The 21,925-nt window shown below is 71.7% G+C and carries 16 protein-coding genes; 8 read left to right on the forward strand and 8 right to left on the reverse strand.

The features are described from left to right. Entirely contained in the window at window positions 1–1,221 is a 1,221-nt protein-coding gene (locus ABH925_RS02130; protein WP_370144894.1) for a saccharopine dehydrogenase family protein, read from the reverse strand. Between the two features lie 108 nt (window positions 1,222–1,329). Between ABH925_RS02130 and ABH925_RS02135 the strand changes: the two genes are divergently transcribed. Further along, entirely contained in the window at window positions 1,330–2,067 is a 738-nt protein-coding gene (locus tag ABH925_RS02135) for a TetR/AcrR family transcriptional regulator (RefSeq protein WP_370144895.1), read from the forward strand. Between the two features lie 90 nt (window positions 2,068–2,157). Here the strand turns inward: ABH925_RS02135 and ABH925_RS02140 are convergent, their stop codons facing one another. Further along, window positions 2,158–3,147, reverse strand: a complete 990-nt coding sequence (locus ABH925_RS02140; protein ID WP_370144897.1) for a Gfo/Idh/MocA family protein — start codon at window positions 3,145–3,147, stop codon at window positions 2,158–2,160. A 320-nt stretch (window positions 3,148–3,467) separates the two neighbouring features. On the opposite strand from ABH925_RS02140, the gene ABH925_RS02145 reads away from it, so the two are divergent. From ABH925_RS02145 to ABH925_RS02155, 3 genes are all read left to right on the forward strand, one after another. After that, entirely contained in the window at window positions 3,468–4,529 is a 1,062-nt protein-coding gene (locus tag ABH925_RS02145) for a glycosyltransferase family 2 protein (RefSeq protein ID WP_370144898.1), read from the forward strand. A gap of 150 nt (window positions 4,530–4,679) precedes the next feature. Continuing rightward, entirely contained in the window at window positions 4,680–7,607 is a 2,928-nt protein-coding gene (locus tag ABH925_RS02150; RefSeq protein WP_370144899.1) for a penicillin acylase family protein, read from the forward strand. A 215-nt stretch (window positions 7,608–7,822) separates the two neighbouring features. Further along, window positions 7,823–9,010, forward strand: a complete 1,188-nt coding sequence (locus ABH925_RS02155; protein ID WP_370144900.1) for a sulfotransferase — start codon at window positions 7,823–7,825, stop codon at window positions 9,008–9,010. A 79-nt stretch (window positions 9,011–9,089) separates the two neighbouring features. Here the strand turns inward: ABH925_RS02155 and ABH925_RS02160 are convergent, their stop codons facing one another. The 3 genes from ABH925_RS02160 to ABH925_RS02170 all read right to left on the reverse strand — a co-directional run bounded on the left by ABH925_RS02160 (window position 9,090) and on the right by ABH925_RS02170 (window position 13,346). Further along, window positions 9,090–10,883, reverse strand: a complete 1,794-nt coding sequence (locus ABH925_RS02160; RefSeq protein ID WP_370144901.1) for an adenylyl cyclase — start codon at window positions 10,881–10,883, stop codon at window positions 9,090–9,092. 191 nt (window positions 10,884–11,074) lie between these two features. Next, window positions 11,075–12,793 carry a carbohydrate binding domain-containing protein gene (locus ABH925_RS02165; protein ID WP_370144903.1) on the reverse strand — a complete coding sequence of 573 codons (1,719 nt, stop codon included), beginning with the start codon at window positions 12,791–12,793 and terminating at the stop codon, window positions 11,075–11,077. A 220-nt stretch (window positions 12,794–13,013) separates the two neighbouring features. Further along, complete coding sequence (locus ABH925_RS02170; protein ID WP_370144904.1) at window positions 13,014–13,346, reverse strand: antibiotic biosynthesis monooxygenase; 333 nt, start codon at window positions 13,344–13,346, stop codon at window positions 13,014–13,016. 215 nt (window positions 13,347–13,561) lie between these two features. On the opposite strand from ABH925_RS02170, the gene ABH925_RS02175 reads away from it, so the two are divergent. Then, entirely contained in the window at window positions 13,562–14,452 is an 891-nt protein-coding gene (locus ABH925_RS02175) for an alpha/beta fold hydrolase (RefSeq protein WP_370144905.1), read from the forward strand. Window positions 14,453–14,636: 184 nt separating this feature from the next. Then, on the forward strand, window positions 14,637–15,128 hold the full coding sequence (locus ABH925_RS02180) for a hypothetical protein (protein WP_370144906.1): 492 nt from the start codon (window positions 14,637–14,639) through the stop codon (window positions 15,126–15,128). Window positions 15,129–15,145: 17 nt separating this feature from the next. On the opposite strand, the gene ABH925_RS02185 is transcribed toward ABH925_RS02180, so the two are convergent. Beyond that, entirely contained in the window at window positions 15,146–16,186 is a 1,041-nt protein-coding gene (locus tag ABH925_RS02185; RefSeq protein ID WP_370144907.1) for an LLM class flavin-dependent oxidoreductase, read from the reverse strand. Between the two features lie 57 nt (window positions 16,187–16,243). On the opposite strand from ABH925_RS02185, the gene ABH925_RS02190 reads away from it, so the two are divergent. Beyond that, window positions 16,244–17,014 (forward strand): helix-turn-helix domain-containing protein, encoded by a 771-nt coding sequence (locus ABH925_RS02190; protein WP_370144908.1) that lies wholly within the window; start codon window positions 16,244–16,246, stop codon window positions 17,012–17,014. Window positions 17,015–17,082: 68 nt separating this feature from the next. Here ABH925_RS02190 and ABH925_RS02195 read toward each other — a convergent pair whose 3' ends face one another. Continuing rightward, a complete protein-coding gene (locus ABH925_RS02195; protein WP_370144909.1) occupies window positions 17,083–20,400 on the reverse strand; it encodes a lectin in 3,318 nt (1,105 codons plus the stop codon). Between the two features lie 230 nt (window positions 20,401–20,630). Here ABH925_RS02195 and msrA point away from each other — a divergent pair, with 230 nt between their 5' ends. Beyond that, entirely contained in the window at window positions 20,631–21,161 is a 531-nt protein-coding gene (gene msrA / locus ABH925_RS02200; protein WP_370144910.1) for a peptide-methionine (S)-S-oxide reductase MsrA, read from the forward strand. A 126-nt stretch (window positions 21,162–21,287) separates the two neighbouring features. Here msrA and ABH925_RS02205 read toward each other — a convergent pair whose 3' ends face one another. Continuing rightward, window positions 21,288–21,683, reverse strand: coding sequence for an MmcQ/YjbR family DNA-binding protein (locus tag ABH925_RS02205; protein WP_370144911.1), 396 nt, complete (start codon window positions 21,681–21,683; stop codon window positions 21,288–21,290). Between the last annotated feature and the right edge of the window lie 242 nt (window positions 21,684–21,925).

The following is a 21,925-nucleotide window of genomic DNA, read 5'->3' on the forward strand; positions in this document are numbered from 1 at the left end:
CTACTGCTCGCGGAGGCCCCACGGGGAGTCGTACGCGACCAGCAGGTCCAGGAACGGCTGGGGCGGGAAGCCCTCCGGTCCGATGACACCGCTGCCGGACCAGGTGCCGGAGGCGAGCAGTTCGAGAGCGATCACCGGGTTGATCGCGGTCTGCCAGACGACCGCCTGGGAGCCGTACTCCCGCATCGACCACTGGTTGTCCACCACGTGGTACAGGTAGACCTCGCGCGGCAGGCCGTCCTTCACGCCCTTGACCCAGGTGCCCGCGCAGGTCTTGCCGTGCATCCGGTCGCCCAGGCCGGCCGGGTCGGGCAGCGCGGCGGCGACCACGTCACGCGGGGAGACCCGGGCCGGGCCCAGGTCCGAGGGAACGGTCAGCGGGGCGGTACGGTCCAGGCCCAGGGCGTGGAGCGTCTTGAGCTTGGAGATGAAGTCGTCGCCCAGGCCGTACTTGAAGGTGACCCGCTTGGCCTCGACCCAGCGCGGGACCAGCAGCACCTCCTCGTGCTCCACGTTGACGCACTCCACCGGGCCGATGCCCTCGGGGAAGTCGAAGACCTCGGGCTCGCTGAACGGCTCGGTGGTGTACCAGCCGCGCCCGGCCTCGTAGACCACCGGCGGGTTGAGGCACTCCTCGATCGTGGTCCAGATGCTGAAGGAGGGCGCAAAGTCGTAGCCCTCGACGGTGAGGTTGGCGCCGTCGCGGATGCCGACCTCCTCGATCTCGTCGAAGAGCTCGTCGGCGGCGTAGCGGGCGAAGACGTCCGAGAGGCCGGGCTCCACGCCCATGCCCACCAGAGCCAGCAGACCCGCCTTCTCCCAGTGCTCGGCACGGGCGAACTGGTCGTCCCCGAGCTTGACGCCGCACAGCTCGTGCGGACGCTCGGGATGCGGTTTGGACAGCGACATCGCCATGTCCAGGTAGTGCGCCCCGGCCGCGAGGGCGGCCTCGAACAGCGGCAGCACGAAGCGCGGGTCGGTGGCGTTGAGCAGCACGTCGCAGCGCTGCTCGGTGAGCAGCGCGGTGACCGCGTCCTGGTCGGCGGCGTCGATCCGCACCGCGCTGAACCGGCTCTCCGGCCCGCCCAGGGCGGCGACGGCGGCGTGGGCGCGGGCCAGGTCGTAGTCGGCGACGACCATGTGGTCGAAGAAGGCGCGCCGGGCCGCGATCCGGGTGATCGCGGTGCCGACGCCTCCGGCGCCGACGAGCAGGATGCGCATGGGGAGCTCCGTTCGCTTGAGGGGATGTCTCCATCGAACGCCCGCCCGGCACTCAAGGTCAACCGCGTTGGCATAAGGACGCCAACGCCGTAGGCGTAAGCTCGGCGCATGGCCAAGACGGTGGTAAGGGACGAGGCGCGGCAGCGCCGCAGACGGACCAAGCAGGGCGCGGTGCTCACCCATGCGCAGATCGTCGAGACGGCCCTGCGGATGCTGCGCGAGCACGGAGCCCAGGGCTTCACCGCGCGCCGGCTGGGCCTGGCACTCGGCGCGGACGCGAGCACGGTCTACCGCTACTTCGCCGGGATGGACGAGCTGACCCTGGCCATCGCCGGCGAGCTGATGCGTCGCGCGATGGAGCACTGGCGGCCGGTCGGCGCCTGGCGCGCGGACCTGCGGGCGCTCGGTCTGAGCATCCACTCCGCCTATCTGGCCCACCCGCAGGCGGCCGTGCTGACGGCGAGCCGGGTCAGCGGGCGTCCCGAGGAGATCGCGGCCGACGAGGCGGTCCTCGGGCTGCTGCGCGAGGCGGGGTTCCCGGACGCCGCGGCGGTGCGGATCTACCACGTGTTCATCGACCAGACCCTGGCCTTCGCCGCGCTGGACGCCGCCTCGCTGGCGCTCCCCGAGGCGGCACGGCAGTCGGACGAGGAGATGTGGCAGGCCACCTACGCCACCCTGCCCCAGCAGACGCACCCTCATATCTCGGCCACGGCAGGCCTGTTGATGGCCCGGATGAACTCCAGCGCCTACCCGGCCGCGCTGGACCTGCTGCTGTCCGCCGCCGCGGCGGAGCTGTCCACGGTGGCGGAGGGCGCCGCCCCGAAGCCGCGTGACGGGTGCTGAACGCGGAGGCCGCCCCCGCCTGGGCCGGTTTCCGTGGGGTGTGCCGGGCGGTTCCGGCAGCGGGGCGGGTGTCGGCAGCGGGGCGGGTGGTCAGTCGAGGTCGCCGCGCGGGCGCATGCCGGCGGCCCGGTAGATGTCGTCGATCAGGCCCATGGTGACCACGGCGTCCTCCGCGGAGGTGAGCACCGGCCCGCCGTGCAGGACCGCCTCGGTGAAGGCGCGCAGTTGGTAGGTGTAGGTGTGCCCGCCGTGCACCCGCTCCCTGCGGGTCCCGGCCGCGGTCGTGACGGTGAGCCGGTTGAAGACGTGCGGGGCAAGGTAGTTGGTGACCTTGAGTTCGCCGCGGTCGCCGCGGACCCTGGCGGTGAAGTCCAGCAGCCGGCGCGACCACAGGGAGGCGGTGATCCGGCCGCTGGCCCCGCCGGGGAAGCGCAGGTCGGCGGTCATCGCACGGTCGATGTCCGGGTCACGCCGGGTCGCCACCGCCCCGACCACCTCGGGGGTGCCCTCTCCGAGCAGCCGCAGCAGGTGCAGGGCGTAGCAGCCGCCGTCCATCAGCGCGCCGCCGCCCAGCGGATAGCTGTACCGGATGTCGCCGAACACCGGCAGCGGGAAGCACATGGAGGTCTCGACGGAGCGGACCGTGCCCAGCTCGCCGCTGTCCATGATCTCCCGCATCCGGGCGGCCATCGGGTGGTAGCGGTAGTGGAACGCCTCCATCACGACCAGTCCCGAGGCGTTCGCCGCGTCCGCCACGGTACGGGCCTCGGCGGCGTTGGAGGTGAAGGGCTTCTCGCACAGCACGTGCTTGCCCGCCGCGAGCGCGCTCAGCGTCCATCGGGCGTGCAGGGCGTTGGGCAGCGGGTTGTAGACGGCGTCGACGTCCTTGTCGTCGAGCAGTTCCTGGTAACCGGCGTGGACGGTCGGTATGCCGTGTTTGGCGGCGAACCGCCGGGCCCGTTCGGGATCCCGGGCGGCGACGGCGGTGACCACCGCCTCCGGCACCTTCGCCGCCGGCCGCACCAGCGCGGAGGGTGCGATGCGGGCGGCGCCGAGGAGACCGATCCGGAGCTGCGTCATGCGTGACCCTCGCAGTGCGTCGTGTGGCTCGGCCGGGCGTCACAGCCCGGCCGACGGTGGCGTTCCGCGCCCATGCTGCCAACCGCAGCCCCACAACGCCATGCCTTCGCCCAGCCGTCCCGGTGGTCAGCGCCGGGGCAGCGGACGCCGCAGAATGGCGGCACGGCGTCGGCAGGCCGTCGCCGCTGGTGCGTCACCCGGTGTCGCCCTGACGGTCGGCTCGTGTTCGTAGCGGTGTCACGCACTCCGCATATACTCTGACCGCCCATAATGGTCGGTCACGGGCCGACTGGCACCACCACGAGGAAAAGGCCGGAACCATGGCTCCGCGACTGTCCGTCGTCGTCCCGATCTACAATGTCGAGTCCTATCTGCAGGAGTGCCTGGACTCGATAGCCGCTCAGACCTTCGACGCCCTCGAATGCGTCATGGTCGACGACGGCTCCACCGACGGGTCAGCGGCGATCGCGGAGGCGTACGCCGAGGCGGACCCGCGCTTCCGCCTGGTCCGGCAGGAGAACCAGGGCCTGGGCGCGGCCAGGAACACGGGATGGCGACACGTCGGCGAGGGCACCGAGTACCTGGCCTTCGTGGACAGCGACGATGTGCTGCCGCCCAAGGCCTACGAACTGATGATCGCATCGCTGGATGCGACCGGCTCGGACTTCGCCGCCGGCAACGCACTGCGCCTGCGCGTCGAAGGCCTGGTTCCCTCGCGCGTGCACGAGGAGCCGTTCCGCCAGGACCGCCCGGCCACGCACATTTCCCGGCATCCGGCCCTGGTGCGGGACCGCACCGCGTGGAACAAGGTGTACCGCCGCAGCTTCTTCCAGGACGCAGGCCTGCTCTACCCGGAGGGCATGCTCTACGAGGACGCGCCGGTCAGCATCCCGCTGCACTTCCACGCCACCAGCGTCGACGTACTCCACGAGCCGATCTACTACTGGCGGATCCGCGAGGCCGGGGACCTTTCGATCACGCAGATGCGCACGGACCCCAAGGGCCTCATCGACCGGGTCCGGTCGATCGAACTGGTGCGTGAGTGGCTGCTGGCCCATCCGCAGCCCGGGGGCCAGGGCTACCTGCACGCCTACGACAGCAACACGCTGCGCGAAGAGCTCCCGATGTTCTTCTCCTGGGTCTGCCGGGGCGACCGCGCCTTCCGTCGGGCCTACCAGCAGCACGTCAGCCGGCTGCTCCAGCAGATCGGCGACGACGAGATCAACGCGCTGGGCGCGCCGATGCGACTGAAGTACCGGCTGACCCTGAACAACCGCATCGGCACTCTGGTACTCGTCCAGCGCCTGCAGGAGCGCTACTGGCGCCTGCGCCGCCGGCTGAGCGGCGGGGCCCCCGCCACGCCGGTGCCGGTCACCACCTGAGCCCTGCTCGTACAAGGCGCAGCGCCGGTCGGCGCCGGCCGTCCGCTGTTGGCATGAACGGAGAAATAAACCGGATCCAGCCCTTCGAACCCGAGGGTAACTAACGTACCGTCAGTTCAACGTGCGTTCGGGTAGAAGGAAGGAACCGGCATGCGGCGACTCACTGCATGGCTCAGGGCGGTGGCCGGTGCCACCGCCCTGGTGACCGCGATCGGCTTGGCGTTACCGGGAAGCATGGCCAGCGGCGCGGCCCGGTCCGGCGCCGCCGCGGCCAACGACTACTGCGGCGGCCAGTGCAACGACATCCTGCCGCCCGGTGAGAACGGCAACGCCACCCTGGCGGACATCCTGGCGAACCGGGTGTTCGGCACCAGACCGGCCCACACCGACGACCAACTCGGCCCGTACAGCTCGCTCGTGGACGGTTACACCGGGCTGACCGACGCCGGCATCGGCGCGTACTTCGACGACGCCTCGTTCGGCGTCCCGCCCTCCCAGGTGGAGAGCAGCATCAGCCCGCGCGGTGACGTCACCATCGTGCGCGACAAGGCCACCGGCACCCCGCACATCACCGGGACCACCCGCTACGGCACCGAGTTCGGCGCCGGCTACGCGGCCGCGCAGGACCGGCTGTGGGTCATGGACCTCTTTCGGCACGTCGGCCGCGGTGAGCTGAGCAGCTTCGCCGGCGGCGCCGCGGCCAACCGCCAGCTGGAGCAGAGCTTCTGGCAGGCCGCCCCCTATACCGAGGCGGAGTTGCAGCAGCAGATCAACAGCGTGGCCGCCGAGGGCGGCGCACGCGGGCAGCAGGCCCTCGCCGACGCGCAGGCCTACGTCGACGGCATCAACAACTACATCACCAAGGCCTACAACTCCCGCACCTTCCCCGGCGAGTACGACCTCACCGGTCAGATCAACGCGATCACCAACCAGGGATCGATCCAGCCCTTCACGCTGACCGACATGGTGGCGCTCTCCTCCGTGATCGGCGCGCTCTTCGGCTCCGGCGGCGGCAACCAGGTCCAGTCGGCCCTGGTGAAGGAGGCCGCGGACGCCAAGTACGGGACGACCGTGGGCGACCAGGTGTGGGAGTCCTTCCGCGAGCGCGAGGCCGGGAGCGCGGTGACCACGCTCCACGACGGCCAGAGCTTCCCCTACGGCCAGGATCCGGCGAACCCCCAGGGCGTCGCGCTGCCCGACCCGGGCTCGCTCACCCCGCAGCAACTCGTCTTCGACCCGACCGGATCCGCTGCCGCCGGCACCACGGCCTCGGCACGGACCACCGCGAGCAGCGCCACCGCGAGCAGCGCCACCGCGAGCCGGGCCACTGACGCCGCCGTCGCCGCCAAGGCGCCGGCCCGGCTGCGGCCGCTGGCCGGGGTCTTCGACCAGGGCGTCCTGCCCGGCAACCTGCTGACCGCCAAGCACGGCATGTCGAACGCCCTGGTGGTCTCCGGCCAGTACACCGACGACGGCCACCCCATCGCCGTGTTCGGCCCGCAGACCGGCTACTTCGCCCCGCAGCTGCTGATGCTGGAGGAGATCCAGGGCCCGGGCATCAGTGCCCGCGGCGCCGCCTTCGCCGGACTCAGCTTCTACGTCGAACTCGGCCGCGGGCAGGACTACTCCTGGAGCGCCACCAGCGCCGGCCAGGACATCACCGACACCTACGCGGTGCGGCTGTGCAACACCGACGGCTCTCCGGCCACCAAGGACTCCAACGCCTATCTGGACAACGGCGTCTGCACGCCGATGACAGCGCTGGAGCGGGACGACGCGTGGAGCCCGACCACGGCCGACAGCACGCCCGCGGGCTCGTACAAGCTCATCATGTACCGCACCGCCTACGGTCTGGTCACCGCCCGCGCCACGATCGGCGGCGCTCCCGTGGCCTACACCTCGCTGCGCTCGACCTACATGCACGAGGCCGACTCGATCATCGGCTTCCAGATGCTCAACGACCCGGGCGCGGTGAACTCCCCACAGACCTTCCAGCAGGCGGCCCAGCACATCGACTTCACCTTCAACTGGTTCTACGCCGACTCCGCGCACACTGCCTACTACAACTCCGGCCTCAACCCGGTGCGCCCCGCCACCGTCGCGCCGGACCTGCCGGCCTGGGCCGACCCGCAGTACACCTGGCAGAACTTCGACCCGGCGGCGTACACCGCGGACTACACCCCGCCCGAGCAGCATCCGCAGAGCGTCGACCAGGACTACTACGTCTCCTGGAACAACAAGCAGGCCACCGACTACGCCTCGGCCAACTTCGGTGACGGGCCGGTGCACCGCGCCAACCTGCTCGACGACAGGGTCAAGGCCCTGGTCGCCGGCGCCGGCAACGGCCAGAAGATCACCCGGGCCACGCTGGTGCAGGCGATGGAGAACGCGGCCGTCACCGACCTGCGCGGCCAGGACGTGCTGCCGGACCTGCTCGCCGTCATCACCAGCTCCCCGGTGACCGACCCCGCCCAGCAGGCGCTGGTCGCGGAGCTGCAGGGCTGGCTCGGCAGCGGAGCACAGCGCAGGGAGACCTCGCCCGGCAGCCACAGCTATGCCGACGCCGCCACCATCCAGACCTTCGACGCCTGGTGGCCGCTGCTGGTGCAGGCGGAGTTCCAGCCCGGTATGGGGACGGACCTGTTCACCGCCATGGTCGGGGCCCTGCAGATCAACGAGTCGCCGTCGGGCGGGCAGACGGGCCCGAGCGCGGGCCCGGTCGACGCCAACGAGTCGATCCCGCACAAGGGTTCGTCCTTCCAGTTCGGCTGGTGGTCCTACGTCGACCTGGACCTGCGCGGCGTGCTGGGGCAGAACCCGACGGACGGTCTCGCCCAGTCGTACTGCGGCGGCGGCAACCTCGCCCAGTGCCGGCAGATCCTGCTGAGCACGCTGCAGCAGGCCGCGGCGGAGACACCCGCCCAGGTCTACCCCGCTGACAGCACCTGCTCCGCGGGCGACCAGTGGTGCGCCGACTCCATCGTCCAGCGTCCGCTGGGCGGCGTGACCGATCCCAACGCGAACTGGCAGAACCGGCCGACCTACCAGCAGGTCGTGCAGTACACGGCACACCGCTGACGGCAGAGTGCTGGCGGCGGAGCGCTGACGGCTTCGGCCGACGGTGGTGACGACCGATGGGCCGCCCGGTCCGGTGACCGGGCGGCCCTGGCACGGTTGCCGGGGGTCGGCCGGGAGGGCAGTATGTGCCATGCATACGTGTCATGAGCACAGCGGGTCAGTTGCGATGAAAGACGCTCTCCCACGCGCCTCGCCTCCGAAGGGAACACGCCCCCGTGCCCTCCGCCCCTCTCGCCCTCACCCTGGCCAATCTGCTGCTCAGGCCGGGCTTCGCCTCCCGCCGTACGCCGGACCGGACCTTCGACCGGCTGGTCGCCACGACCGGGCAGGCGGACGGGGACCAGCGGTTCGTCGATGACTTCCGGTTCCTGCTGCGCCACTGGGCGGGGGACGAGCACCTCACCCCGGTCGGCTGGATGTCCGCGCAGACGCACGTCCGCAGGCATCTCGCCGGCCGGGCCCGGATCCGGCGGCTGATCGCCGAGCAGCCCGCGATCGAGCAGGAACCCGTCGAGAGGCCGGTGTTCGTCGTGGGCCTGCCGCGCACCGCCACCACGCTCACCCATGGCGTGCTGTCCCTCTCGGAGCAGCACCGATGTCCCCTGCTCTGGGAACTGCTCACCCCCGACCTCGAACTACCGCCCAGGCAACGGCAGAAGGCGGTCACCACCGCGCGCCGGATGGTCGGCGACATCGACCGCTTCGCCCCGGGCTTCCGCGACATCCACCCCCTGCGCGCCGAGGGCCCGGACGAGTGCACGTTCGCGCTTCCGCACACGGTGATGCCGCTGTCCCAGGCCCGCATCCCCGCCTACCGGGCACGGCACTACGAACGGGACTTCGTCCCCGACTACCGCTACCTCAAGCAGGTCTTCCAGGTCCTGCAGTACGGCCGTCCCCGCCGCCGGTGGATGCTGAAGTCGCCCATGCACACCGAGAACCTCGACGCGCTGCGCACCGTCTTCCCCGACGCGACGATCGTGTGGACCCACCGCGACCCGGTCGCCGTCGTGGCGTCGTTCTGCAGCCTGGTCGAGCACGGCATGGCCATCACCGTCCACCCCGTCGACCTGCACGGCATCGGCGCCACCTGGCTCGAACTGCTGAGCCGCTCCACCGCGCGGGGCCTGGCGGCCCGTGCCGCGATCCCCGGCGAGGCGCTGGTGGACGTCCCGTACTCCTGGCTCGGGTCCGACCCGGCTTCGGGCGCCCCGAAGCTCTACGCCTCCATCGGTGCCCGGTGGACCGACGCCGACGCGGCCCGGCTCCCCGGGGTCACCGCCCGCCCCAGGGGCACCCACCCGCACCGCTACGACCTGTCCCGCTACGGCCTGACCCGCGCCGACGTCGAGTCGGCGTTCGCCGACTACAACGCCCTGCGGGCGGAAGTCGACCGCGTCTGACGGCCGTTAAACCAGCCCGGCGGAGCACGAGAGGCCGGCCACGTCCGGCGACTGTCGGCGGCGGACGTGGCCGGTCCCGTCAGCCGGCGACGCCGTTCGTGTAGCCCTTCATGTCGTAGGTGCCGAAGCCGTTCTGCACCGGGTCGCCGCTGTTGTTGATGCAGTGCAGGATGCCGCCGCCGCCCGGGCCGTTGAGGCAGACGGTCATCAGGTCGGTGAAGACGACGCCGGGGGTGTCGGGGACCTCGTAGGCGCGGTCGGTGTAGATGCCGGCCTGCAGGTCGAAGTAGCAGTAGCTGCCCAGTCCCCAGGCCCGGTGGTCGGTGACGGAGTCGGCGACCTTGTAGGCGGCGTAGCCGTTGGTACTGCCGTGGACCCAGGCGGACTGGGTGGGCACGTCGTACGGGTGCTCGTTCTGGAAGAAGTAGGTGCGGCCGTGGTTGCCGCGCCAGAGTACCTCGTACTTCTGGTAGTGCTCGACGGCGAGGCCGTAGGCGGTCACCCGGTCGCCGTTGACCAGGAAGCCGGTGTCGGCCGGGTTGACCGCCCAGCCGACGGTGCCGTCCAGGCCGTGGTCGGCGCGCCAGAGCCAGAGGTTGTCACAGATCACGTCGTTGCTGTCGAGCTGGACGCTGACCGTGGCGCCGCCGGCGACCGCCCCGCCGATACGGGCGTAGACGTCGAACAGCACGGTGGGGTCGGCGGCGTGGCTGGTGCGGCTGCGGCCGTGACCGACGCGGAGCAGGCAGGGCGAGTCGGCGGAGGCGGCTTCGAGGAGCACGCCGGCGACCGAGACGCCGTCGACGTCGGCCACCTCGATGAGTGAAGTGCCGTGCGTGGCCTGGAGGGTGGCCAGACCCAGGCCGAGTACGACGGTGCCCGGGCGGGACACCCGGATCGGGGCGGAGAGGGGGTAGACGCCGGGGGTGAGCAGGAGGTGGCGGCCCTGGGCGAGGGCGTGGTTGATGCTGTCGGCGGAGTCGCCGGGCCGGGCCACGTGGAAGCGGGACAGCGGGATGCTGTGCCCGGCGGCCGGGCCGGACGCCCAGGTCGTTCCGGCGCAGTCGCGGCGCAGCGCCGGGACGAAGACGCGGTACGAGCCGTCGGCGCCGAGGGTGAGGAAGGGCTTCTCGCGGACGGCCGGGGTCCGGTCGACCGTCGTCCAGGCCGGGGTGGGGAAGCTCTGGGCGGGAGCGCCCTGGGTGCCGACGAAGACCATGTTCCAGTTCGAGCCGGTCCAGCTGCCGAAGCTGTCGTTGCGCGACAGCCACTGCTGCTGCGATCCCGAGTCCACCTGGCCGTCCACCACGCTGTCGGCCAGGAATCCGCCGCTGGACCAGCGGTTGCCGGGCGGGCTGGGCCACAGGGTCAGACTGCCCCGGACGTGGGTGCGGCGCATCGGCCCTGCCTGGGCGACCGCCCAGCGCTCCAGGCCGTCCGGCGGGACGATGCACAGGTTCTCGGCGGCGCGCCAGAAGTTCTGGGTGCCGTTGCCGCCCAGCCACTGGGCGTCGACGGTGACATGACCGTTGATCACGACATCGTCGGGGGAGGCGCCGAGCCCGAGCACATGGGTGTAGAAGCCGACGTTGACGTCGACGTGGTAGACGCCGGGCCGGAAGGCCAGCGCGTACCGCTCGGTGCCGAACTGGTTGGACTGCTGGGTCTGGAACACGGCGTCGACCTGGGCCTGGATCGCGGCGTCGCCCATCGCTGGGTCGAACACCAGGACGTTGGGGCCGAGGGAGTCGCCGCCGCGGGCGGGTGAGGCGGCGACGGCGGTGCCGGGGGAGAGGACGCCGGCCAGCGGCAGCGCGGCGGCCAGAGCGGCCGAACCGCGCAGCAGAGTACGGCGGTTGGGGGTGAGGGACATGGCACTCCCGGGAGGTGGTGGGCGGGGAGGGCGGTGCGGACAGCAGTTCTGAAGGCAGTTCGGAGGGTGCGAGAGAGCGCTCTCTCTGATGAGGGAGTGAAGCACCGGGGCTGTCGCAGCGTCAAGACCGCCCGGGCAGGGGCCCGTTGGATGCCACCTCGGCGTCCGACGGGCCCCGTCCTGCTCATGCGCTAGCTCAGGGTGAGGTCGTCCGCGTAGACGTTCCCCTGGGCGTACCAGCCGTGAACGAAGACGGTCACGGTCCCGCCGCTGCCGGTGCTGAAGTTGACCGTCAGCTGGTTCCAGTCGGCGTTGCTGGACCAGGTGCTGGCACTCGCACCACCGCTGACGCCCAGGTAGGCGTACGAGCCCTGGACCCAGCCGCTGAGCGTGTAGCTGTGGTTGGGCTGCAGGGTGACCGTCTGGTCGCACTCACCGGTGGTGCTGGAGCCCGGGGTGACCTGGAGCGCGTGGCTGCCGGAGTGGACCGGGCCGGAGACCACGGTGCTGCCGCTCTGGCAGGTCCACGGACTGAGGCTGCCCGACTCGAAGCCCCCGTTGCTCAGCGAGCCGCCGCCCCCGCCGCCGCCCCCGCCGCTCGCGGTGACGCTCAGGGAGTACGTCGCGGTGTGGCTGCCGGAGGCCGCCGTGCCGGTGACGCTGATCGGGTAGGTGCCCGGGGCCACCGAGGAGCCGACGGTCGCGGTCAGCGTCGCGCTGCCGCCGGAGGTGACCGAGCCCGGGCTGAACGAGACGGTGACGCCGGAGGGCGCACCGCCGGCGGACAGGCTCACCGACTCGGCGGTGCCGGCGGTCACCGCCGTGCTGACGGTGGCGCTGCCCGACCCGCCCTGCGCGACCGACCCGGAACCCGGGGCGAGCGACAGCGAAAAGTCGCTCGCGCCGCCGCCACCTCCGCCGCCACCGCCCGAGGTGCCCTCGTACGGGACGAACGCGTCGGTGAACGCCAGCGCGTTCTGGCTGATCTCGCTGCAGGTGGACAGGGAGTTGGCGCTGCCGCTGCACGGCTGGTCACGGTTGGCCGACCAGAACGCCAGACGGCCCACGCCCTGCTGGGCGGCGAAGTTCTCGACGGTCTGGGCGTCGGCCACGGTGAAGGTCGAGCCGTCGTCGTTCTTGCCGATCATCGGCGTGATACCGAGGTTGGCGTAGCCGTACCCGGGGTCCACCGCCCGCATCTGTGCGAGCGTGGCCTGGGCCGCGGAGACCGCCGCGGAGCCCATCTCGGTCGAGGTGCCCGCGTAGTAGTCCATGGTCATGATGTTGACCACGTCGATGCGGATCCCGGCGTTCTTCGCGGCCTGCAGGATGTTGACGCCGTCCTGGGTGAGACCGCTGGTCAGCACCGGCAGGGTCATCGAGAACTGCAGGCTGGGGTTGGCCGCCTTGAGGTCCTTCATCGCCGTCATCTGGCGCGCCGCGGCCGCCGTGTCCGCGACCGCCGCGCCCTCGACGTCGAAGTCGAGCCGGTTGACGCCGTAGTCGTTGATGACGGCCTGGTAGCCGGCGTCGATGCTGCTCTGCGTGGAGCAGGTCCAGGCCAGCGGCTCACCGCTGGCACCACCCGAGGAGATGATCACCGACGCGCCCTCGGACTTCGCCCTGGCGATCTCGGGGTCGGTGTAGGAGTCGGCACCGATCGGCAGGGTGTCGCCCCAGATCTGGTTGCAGCCCTCGCCGAGCACGAAGGCCGCGGTGTAGGCCTTCAGGCCGTGCTGGGTGATGGCGGTGTCGAGGAGCCCCTCCTGACCGTTCGACATGTCGGTGTAGGGGGCCACGGAGTAGACGCTCGATGCTGCGGAACTGCTGGTGGGCGCGAACGCCCCGACGGCGCCGGTGACCGCCAGCGCCAGAGCGCCGGCCGCAGCCGCGAATCTCGCCATATGCATGACATAGATCCCTTCGGGGGTGCCCGACGCGGCATGGGGGTGGGCACGTCGAACGGGCCGACGGTGTCGACGGTGACAGGTGCCGTCGGCGCCGCTCGACTTCGCTGTCGTCGGGCAGTGGGGGTGTGGGGGTCGTTCCGGCTCAGGCCTGGCGTGACCACTACCAAACAGCGTTCATGAGCATGCGTCAATAGGACTAGACCAAATTGCGGCCGCTGGGTCAGCCCGCCTTCGGCGCGGCCTGCTGGACCACCTCGAAGGACCACAGGGTCGAGCCCGAAGCGGCCGGCCTGGGCTGCTCGGCCCCGCCGGCCGCGCCGCCGCCCCGGTGCGCGGCCTGCATGGGCCCGGACATCCACGCCTGGAAGTCCTCCTCGCTGCGCCACCGGGTGTAGACGAGGTACGAGTCGGTACCCTCCACCGGGCGGAGCAGCTCGAACCATTCGAAGCCGTCACTGGACTCCACCGCCCCGGCCCGCGCACCGAAGCGCTGCTCCAGCACCTCGCGCTGCTCGACGGGGACGGTCAGCACATTGATCTTCACTACGCTCATGCGCCCATCATGCCCGAAGGCCTTCCCGTGGCGGCCGATCACCCGGCCGGCGGCTGAGGGGGTGGCACGGGTGGCTCAGCCCGCGGCGACCGGCACGTCCCCAGCGGTTAGCGTGGTCGCATGGGGCACTGGGTCACCGTCAAGACCACCGCGGTCGGGACCATCGCGGCGGAGGTCGCCGCGTCCGGGACCACCGCGACGCGCCGGAGCCGGCCGTGACCGTGGGCACCACGCGCAACGGAGCGGTACGGATCGCCTTCGAGACGCTCGGGCCCCGGGACGGCCGCCCGCTGCTGCTGGTGATGGGCCTGGACTCGCCGATGCAGTGGTGGCCCGACGGATTCTGCACCCTGCTGGCCGAGCACGGATTCCTGGTCGCCCGCTTCGACAACCGCGACAGCGGCCTGTCCGGTCGGTGCCTTTCGCGGTACACGGCGATGGACATGGTGGACGACGAGGCCGCCGTACTCGATGCCCTGGGCTGGCCCAGCGCGCACGTCGTCGGGGCTTCTCTCGGCGCGAGCCTGGCACTGGGTCTGGCGGTCCGCTATCCGGAGCGGGTCCGGACGATCGTCACCCTCATGGGTCTGCCCGCCGGGTTCGGCGCCGTCGCACGCCAGGTCCGTCCGTTCGGCCTGCTCCGGCTCGCGCTCCTGACCGCGCGGCATCCGGCCACCGCCCAGGAGGATCTGCGACTCCAGGCCGGGATGGCCAGGATGCTGGCCTCGCCCGCGCACCCGTTCGACGAGCAGTGGGCGTTCGCCACCGCGCGGGCGGTACGGGCGGCCGCGCCCGGCGATCCGGGCGCGGCCCGGCGACAACTGGCCGCCATGGGCCGGGGCGCCGGGCTGCTGCGGCGTGCCGGTGAGGTCACCGCACCGCTGCTGGCCGTCCAGGGCGCGGACGATCCGCTGATCCGGCCCTCGGCCGCGGCGGCCCTGGTCCGCCAGGTGCCCGACGCGCAGTCCGTGCTCTACGCCGGGATGGGCCACGAGATCCCGCAGCATCTGTGGGCGGCGATCGCCGGGGAGATCGCACGCCACGCCGACCGCCCCTGGCCGGCCGGGTCCAGCACGGCCACCCGGCCGGTGTCCCGCAGGGTCTGAGCCGAGCGGTCCGGGCCGTTCGTGGGCGGCCGATGGCCGCCCCGCCGACCGTGTTCCCCGGTTCCCGGAGTTGTCCGACACCGCCGCAGCCGAACCCGCCGATGAGCTGGTAACCTCTGCCGACCCTGAGCGCGCTGACGACAGCCGCGGGGCATTTCAGCAGTTCATCAGATGGGGTGGGGACATGGCCATTCGTCGGGCCAAGCAGAAGCAGCAGGTCATCGAGAAGCTCTCGCAGGTCGCGCCTCCCGGAGAGGTTTTCATCGCCTGCGTGCACGTGGAGACCGGCCCGAGCCCGTGGCTGAACGCGGTGTTCGACGAGATCCCGCTCCTCGGGCTGATCATCGCGCTGACCCGCAGGATGTACTTCCTGACGCTGACCAACACCTCGGTCGTGGTCAACTCCGCGAGCCGCTTCACCAATCGCCCCGGCGACGTGGTCGCGGTCTTCCCCCGCGAGATGTTCCCGGTCAGCCAGGTCAACCGGGCGCGGGTGTGGAGCAAGCTGTACGTCGTCTTCCCGAACGAGAGCAAGGCGACCCGCCTCAATGTGCACGCCTTCTGGCGCGGCGAGTTCGACCAGCTGATCGCCACCTTCCCGGCCGCCGCGTTCGTGGACGGCATGATTCCCGCGCAGGCGCAGGCCGCCCAGCAGGGCCAGTCCGCCACGTTCTGAGGTCTACTGACGGCCCGTCAGCCGAGCGCACCCGCCGGCTGGGGTGCGCCGGCCCCGCCCGTGGGGGCCGGCTCCAGGAGTTCGGCCAGCCGCTCGACCTGGTCGCGCTGCGTGGCGAGGTCGAGACCGGCGATCCGGCACACGACATGCCGGGCCCCGGCGGCCCGGTAGCGGCCCAGCGCGGCCGCCACGTGGTCGGGGGTACCCGCGATCAGTGTCTGGATGGTCTCCAGGGTCTCCAGCGGCATGCCGTAGTTGACCCTGCTGTACTCCGCCAGCGCGCCCCGGCCGCCGTCGGCCGCGTCGGTGACCAGCACGGTCGCGAACAGCGCCGAGGTGACCGCCTCGGAGGTCCGGCCGGCCTCCGTGGCGGCCTGCCGGACCGCGGCCAGGCCGGTGCGGTAGTCCTCCGGGTCCGGCGGGTAGGGCAGCCAGCCGTCGTAGTGGCGACCGGTACGGGCCAGCGCGGCGGGCGTCGCGCCGCCCAGCCAGATCGGCGGACCGCCGGCCCGGAACGGTGCGATGCCCTCGGGGAGGGCGTCGAAGTTCAGGATCTTCCCGTGGAACGCCCGCTCCCCGGGAAGGCCCGGCCCCTGGGGGGACCACAGCCCGCGCCACAGCTCCACGGTCTCGTCCAGCCGCGTGAAGCGCCGTTCCCAGGGGACCTCGGACAGCTCGTGCAGCGGCTGTCCGAGCCGACCCGGGAAGCCCGCGCCCACCGTCACCACCAGCCGCCCGCCGGAGAGCAGGTCGATCGAGGCGAGCGCCTGCGCGGCCTGCACCGGCCGGCGCAGCACCGGCATCAGGGCCGCGGTGCCCAGGGTGACCCGCTCGGTCACCGTGGCCAGGGCGGAGAGCATCGTCAGCGCCTCGATGCGGGGGCTCAGCAGGGAGTCGTTGACCCAGATCGAGTCGAAGCCGAGCTCCTCGACCCGGCGCGCGAAGCCGATCAGCTCTCGCGGATCCGCCCCCGCGCCCCACTGGGCCCTGCCGGTCGGAAGGAGCACACCTGTACGCATCTCGTTGTCCATGCCGTCAGCCTGCTTCGTGCCGCTCACACCGACAATTCCCTGGAAGGAATCGCGGACACGCCCAGCAGGGACTAGAACGAAGGCATGGACTTCCCCACGGCCCTGCGCGGGCACCGGTCCCGCAGGCGGCTCAGCCAGCTCGACCTGGCCCTGCGCGCCGGGACCACCCAGCGCCATCTGAGCTTCATCGAGAGCGGCCGGTCGGTCCCCGGCCGCGACATGGTCGTGCGGCTGGCGGAGTCCCTGGAACTGCCGCTGCGCGAGCGCAACGACCTGCTGCTCACGGCGGGCTATGCCCCGGCCTATCCGCAGAGCGGCCTGGACAGCGGGCGCCTCGCCCCGGTGCTCACCGCCCTGACCCACATCCTGACGGGGCATCAGCCCTATCCGGCCCTCGTCATCGACCGCCGCGGCGACCTGGTCGCGGCCAACGACGCCTTCGGACTGCTCACCGCGGGTGCCTCAGCAGACCTGCTGCGGCCACCCCTGAACGTCTACCGGCTCGCCCTGCATCCGCAGGGCCTGGCTCCGCGCATCGCGAACTTCGCCGAATGGGCCCGCCACGTCCTGGACGGCCTGCGGCGGGAGACGCTGCGCAACCCCGACGCCGCGCTGGCCGAACTGCTGACGGAGCTTCAGTCCTACGTCCCCGACCAGGAGCCGGGCGGCGACCACCTCGGCTTCGCGGTACCACTGCGCCTGAGCTCCCCGGGCGGGGAGCTCAGGCTGATGACCACGATCAGCACCTTCGCCACCGCCGTCGACGTGACGGTGGCCGAACTCAGACTTGAGGCCTTCCTTCCGGCGGACGAGGAGACGGCCGCGCTGCTCGCAGGAAGCGCCTCAGCACGCTGACCAGCGGGCCGGACTCTGCCTGGAACGACGCGGCCGCATCGACCGCGGGATCCGCCCTCACCTGGTGGTCAGGGCAGGGTCCAGTTCTGCGCGTTGGTGGCGTTGCAGGTGTAGATCTGGAGCTGGGTGCCGGGGACGGTGCTGGATCCCGGGTCGTCGAGGCACTTGCCGGAGGCCGGGTTGACCAGTGATCCGGCCGCGCCGGGCTGCCAGGTCTGGGCGCCGGTCCCGTTGCAGCCGTACCACTGGACCTTGGTGCCGTTGCCGGTTCCGCTGCTGGTGACGTCCAGGCAGCCGCCGAGGGCCCGCAGCGTGCCGTCGGTCCCGACGGTCCACTGCTGGGCGCCGGTTCCGTTGCAGGTGTAGAGGTCGACCGGGTTGCCGTTGCTGGTCGCGCTGTGCAGGTCGTCCACGCAGAGGCCGGCGGAGACGCCGGAGACGATCGGTCCGACGTGCGCGGTGACGGCGGCGCCGAAGCCGATCGCGAAGACATGCAGCCCACCCGTGCCGACGTCCGAGGGCAGCCGTACGCTCGCGACGGTCTTTCCCGCCGTCAGACCGACCGGCGCGGAGGCGAACAGGTAGGTCTTGACGGCGTCGGAGCCGGCGCCGGCCTGGTTGCGATAGGCCAGGGTCGCCGCGACCGTGCTGCCGGGCAGGGCCGTTGCCGAGCCGCCGTTCAGGGTCCAGTCGGAGAAGGCCAGCGGCACGGACTGGCTGCTGCCGTCGGTGTAGACGACGGTCGCGGTCCCGGAGGACGGGCCGTTGCTCGCGGCGCCCAGGAAGGAGATCGAGCCCGACCCGGACGCCGGAACGCTCTGCCCGTTGGCGAGGTAGTTGTCGGGCTGGCCGGGGGCGGGCGCCGGCCAGGTGAAGGAGGTCCCGCCCGCGCTGACCGTGCTGCCGGGGCTGATACCGGCGTCGGACAGCGCGGTGGCGGAGTAACTCCAGCCGCCGCCGTCGAAGTTCGCCGTGGCGGACGCGGCGTCGGCCGAGACCCCGGCGTCGGTGTAGGTCGGTGCGCCCGGGTAGGAGGGCGGTGCGGCCGAGGCGGCCGAGGCCCAGGAGGTGTTGGCGGTGGTGCCCAGGGTGAAGCCGAGCGTGCCGCCGTCGCTGATCGCGCCGGTCGGGGCGTAGGCGTTGTTCCAGGCCGCGCCGTTCCAGGTGGCGGACTGGACATAGGGTGCGTTGTCGGCCGCGCCGTTCCCGTTGACGGTCAGGGTGCCGCCGGAGGGCAGGGTGACCACGGCCTGGGTGAACTGCGGTGACCCGAGCGCCAGGTCGGCGGTTCCGGGGGTCTCCGGGTACATGCCCAGCGCGGACCACACGTACCAGGAGCTCATCTCGCCGAGGTCGTCGTTCCCGGCCAGGCCGCCGGCGCTGTCGGTCCAGATCTGGTCCTGGACCTGGCGCACCACCTGCTGGGTGCGGTACGGGCGGCCGATGTAGTCGTACTCCCAGGGGATGTCGAGGCTCGGCTCGTTGCCCAGATCGGTGTGTCCACCGCCGCCGGTGAACGAGGAGAGGTCGGTGTCGAGGAAGGTGCCGAACGCGGCGTCGCCGCCCATGGCGCCGACCAGGCCGTGCAGGTTGAACGGCACCATCGCGGTGTACTGCCAGGAGTCGCCCTCGACGAAGTTGTTGCCGGAGGTCGCCGAGAACCCGGAGGTCCACGGGCCGCGCTGGTCGCGCGGCTGGACGAAACCGCTGCCGTAGTCGAAGAGGTTGCGCCAGTCCTGCGCGCGGTCGGCGAAGGAGCTCTGGTGGGCGGTGTCGCCCAGGGCGCCGGCCAGCGCCGAGATCGCGAAGTCCGCCGAGTTGTACTCCAGGGTGGTGGAGGCCGGGCCGTAGAAGTTGCAGCAGCCGTAGCTGCCGTCGCTGGGCAGGTAGCCCAGCTGCTCCAGGTAGTTGAGGCCGGGGCGGTTGTTGTTGGCGCCGGTGCCCTCGGCGACCATGTCGGTCAGCGCGGTGGCGGTGTCGAAGTTCGTCGCCCCGAACGCGTGGTAGTCGGCGATGATCTCGTCGGCCGGATCCCCGACCATCACATAGCTCTCGCCGTTGTTCTCGGACCACTTGGGGAACTGGCCGGTCTGCGCATAGTCGTCGATCATGGACTGGGCCGTGTCCGAGGCGGCCTGCGGGTCGACCAGGGCTTCGAGCTGGGCCTGGGACCGGTAGATGTCCCAGCCCGAGTAGTTGGCGTAGGCGGCACTGTGGCCCGCGTCGACGGTGTGGGTCTTCGCGTCGAAGCCGGGGTACTGGCCGTTGCTGTCACTGACCACGTTGGGGTGCAGCAGGGAGTGGTAGAGCGCGGTGTAGAAGACCGCCTGCTGGGCGGCGCTGCCACCGGCCGTGCTGACCCGGCCGAGCAGGGAGTTCCAGGAGGCGAGTCCGGCGCTCCTGACGCCGTCGAAGTCCCAGTTCGGGTTCTCGGCGGTGCGGTTGGCGACCGCGTCGGCCGTGGAGACGTAGGAGATGCCGACCTTGGCCTGGACGACCGCGTCGGCCGTGGTGTCGAAGGTGACATAGCCGTCGTTCGCCGCGGCCTGCGGGGCGGCGGGCCTGGAGCTGCGGGGCCGGGCGCCGTGCAGCACCGGCTTGTTCTTCGCCTCGGGGACGTGGGGCGAGACCCCGGTCTGGGGCGGGGTGCTGCTGGGCGTGGCCCGCACGGCCGCTGTGCCGTGGCCGGCGAAGGGGTGGTCGAAGACCATGTCGAAGTAGACCGTGTAGGAGTTGCCCGCGCCGCAGAACTTGCCGCTGGTGACCTGGCCGCTGACCTCGCTGCTGTTCACCGTCGTGAACTGGGTGTTGGAGTCACCGTTCTGACTGCCCGCCAGTTTGAAGACGAGATTGGACTGGGTGGAGGAGGGGAAGGTGAACCGGGCCATGCCGCTGCGGGTGGTGGCGGCGAGTTCCGTCTTCACCCCGTTGCCGAGCGACACCGTGTACGAGCCGGGGGCGGCCGACTCGCCGGTGTGCGAGAAGGCGTCCGTGGCGCCGGTGTCGATGGCGCCGACGGTGGGCAGCACGGGGATGTCGCCGCCGGCGCCGCAGCCGGGCCCGGCGAGGTGGGTGAGGCTGAAGCCGGTGATCGAGGAGTCGTTGTACTCGTAGCCGCCGCCGTCGGGACGGGACGGGGTGTCGGGGCTCCACTGCACCATGCCGAACGGCAGGTCCGCACCGGGGAAGTCGTCGGCGGAGTTGGAGGTGCCGATGAACGGGTTCACCAGCGAGGCGGGTGCGGTGACCAGTGCTGCCGGCTTCGCCGAGGCCCTGGCGGGTGCCGCGGCGAGGGCGGGAGCTGTGGTGGCGCCGGTGACGAGCAGGGCACCGGCTGTCAGCAGGGGTAAGACGAAGCGGTGGGTTCCACGCGGTTGGGGGATCATGCTACCTTCCTGACAACGTTGTCTACGTTCAGGACATGCCAACAAGCTGAACCCAACGCGTCACTCTGTCAAGACACTTCGCACTGATTTCAGCGCGGAACGACCCCGGCGTCGCTCTCGTCCCGGCGGCCCGGGCGGCACCGGGGACGGCGGGGAGCCTGCCGCGGGCGTGGAATGATCGCCCGTACGTCCGTGTTGGCAGTACCAGACACCATCGGTTTGAGGAGGTAGTGGCCGTGCAGACGCAGAAGGCTGTTCTGGCGGGTGGCTGCTTTTGGGGGATGCAGGATCTGGTCCGCAGGCAGCCGGGGGTGACCGCGACCCGGGTCGGCTACAGCGGCGGCGACGTGCCCAATGCCACGTACCGTAACCACGGCACGCACGCCGAGTCGATCGAGATCACCTACGACCCCGCCGTCACCGACTTCCGCGGGATCCTGGAGTTCTTCTTCCAGATCCACGACCCCAGCACGAAGAATCGCCAGGGCAACGACGTCGGCAGCAGCTACCGGTCGGCGATCTTCTACCAGGACGACGAGCAGAAGCGGGTCGCGTACGACACGATCGCGGACGTCGACGCCTCGGGGCTGTGGCCCGGCACGGTGGTCACCGAGGTGTCTCCCGCCGGGCCCTTCTGGGAGGCCGAGCCCGAGCACCAGGACTACCTGGAGCGTTACCCCAACGGCTACACCTGCCACTTCGTCCGCCCCGGCTGGAAGCTGCCGCGGCGACAGGGTGGGACGGTGGAGGGCGCACGCTGACAGCGGCGGAGGCCCGCTGATCGGCTGATGACGCGGACGGCGCCGGCGACGGCGTCGTCCGTCACTGCGTCGGGCCAGGTCGGCGGCGGAGCCGGCCGACGACTGAGCGGGCTACGGCGGAGCCGGCTACGTCGGCTGCGACGAGGCGAGGTACTCCTTGGCCAGACGGGCCGGGGCGCGGGTGAGCCAGGCCTCGACGATGAGCTCGTCCAGTTCCGCGACCTCGATCAGGTCCAGCAGGACGAGGACGGCCGGGAAGCCGTCGAAGTGCGGGATCGTGAAGAAGACGTCCGAGTCCTCGGCCAGTACGGCTTCCTTCACCCCGAGGTCCGCGACCCGCACGCCGATCACCGGACCGTCGGGTGCGGCCTCGCCGAGGGCCTCGCGGTCCACCCGGTGGAGCGGTCGTTCCCAGACGAAGTTCCGGTCCCTGACACGCCAGTGCGTGGTTCCGCGTGAGGACTGCTCCGTCGTCTCGGGGAGCGCCAGCGCGATCCGGCGCACATCGGTCCAGGTGGCCACAGTCAGATGATAGGCCGGGCGCGGCAGGACGGCGCGTTCCGTGCATCGCCGGGGCGGGGGGGGGGCCCCCCCCCCCCCCCGGGGGGGGGGGCCCCCGGGCCCCCCCCGGCGGGGGGGGGGGGGGGGCCCCCCCCCCCCGCCCCCCCCCGCCCCCCCCCCCCGCGGGCGGCCGGCGGGGGGGCGGCGCGGCGGGCCCCCCCCCCCCCCGGGCCGGCCCCCCCCCCCCCCCCCCGGGGGGGGGG

Origin of the sequence: Streptacidiphilus sp. EB129 (genome assembly GCF_041262645.1) — a bacterium.
Classification (GTDB): Bacteria; Actinomycetota; Actinomycetes; order Streptomycetales; family Streptomycetaceae; genus Streptacidiphilus.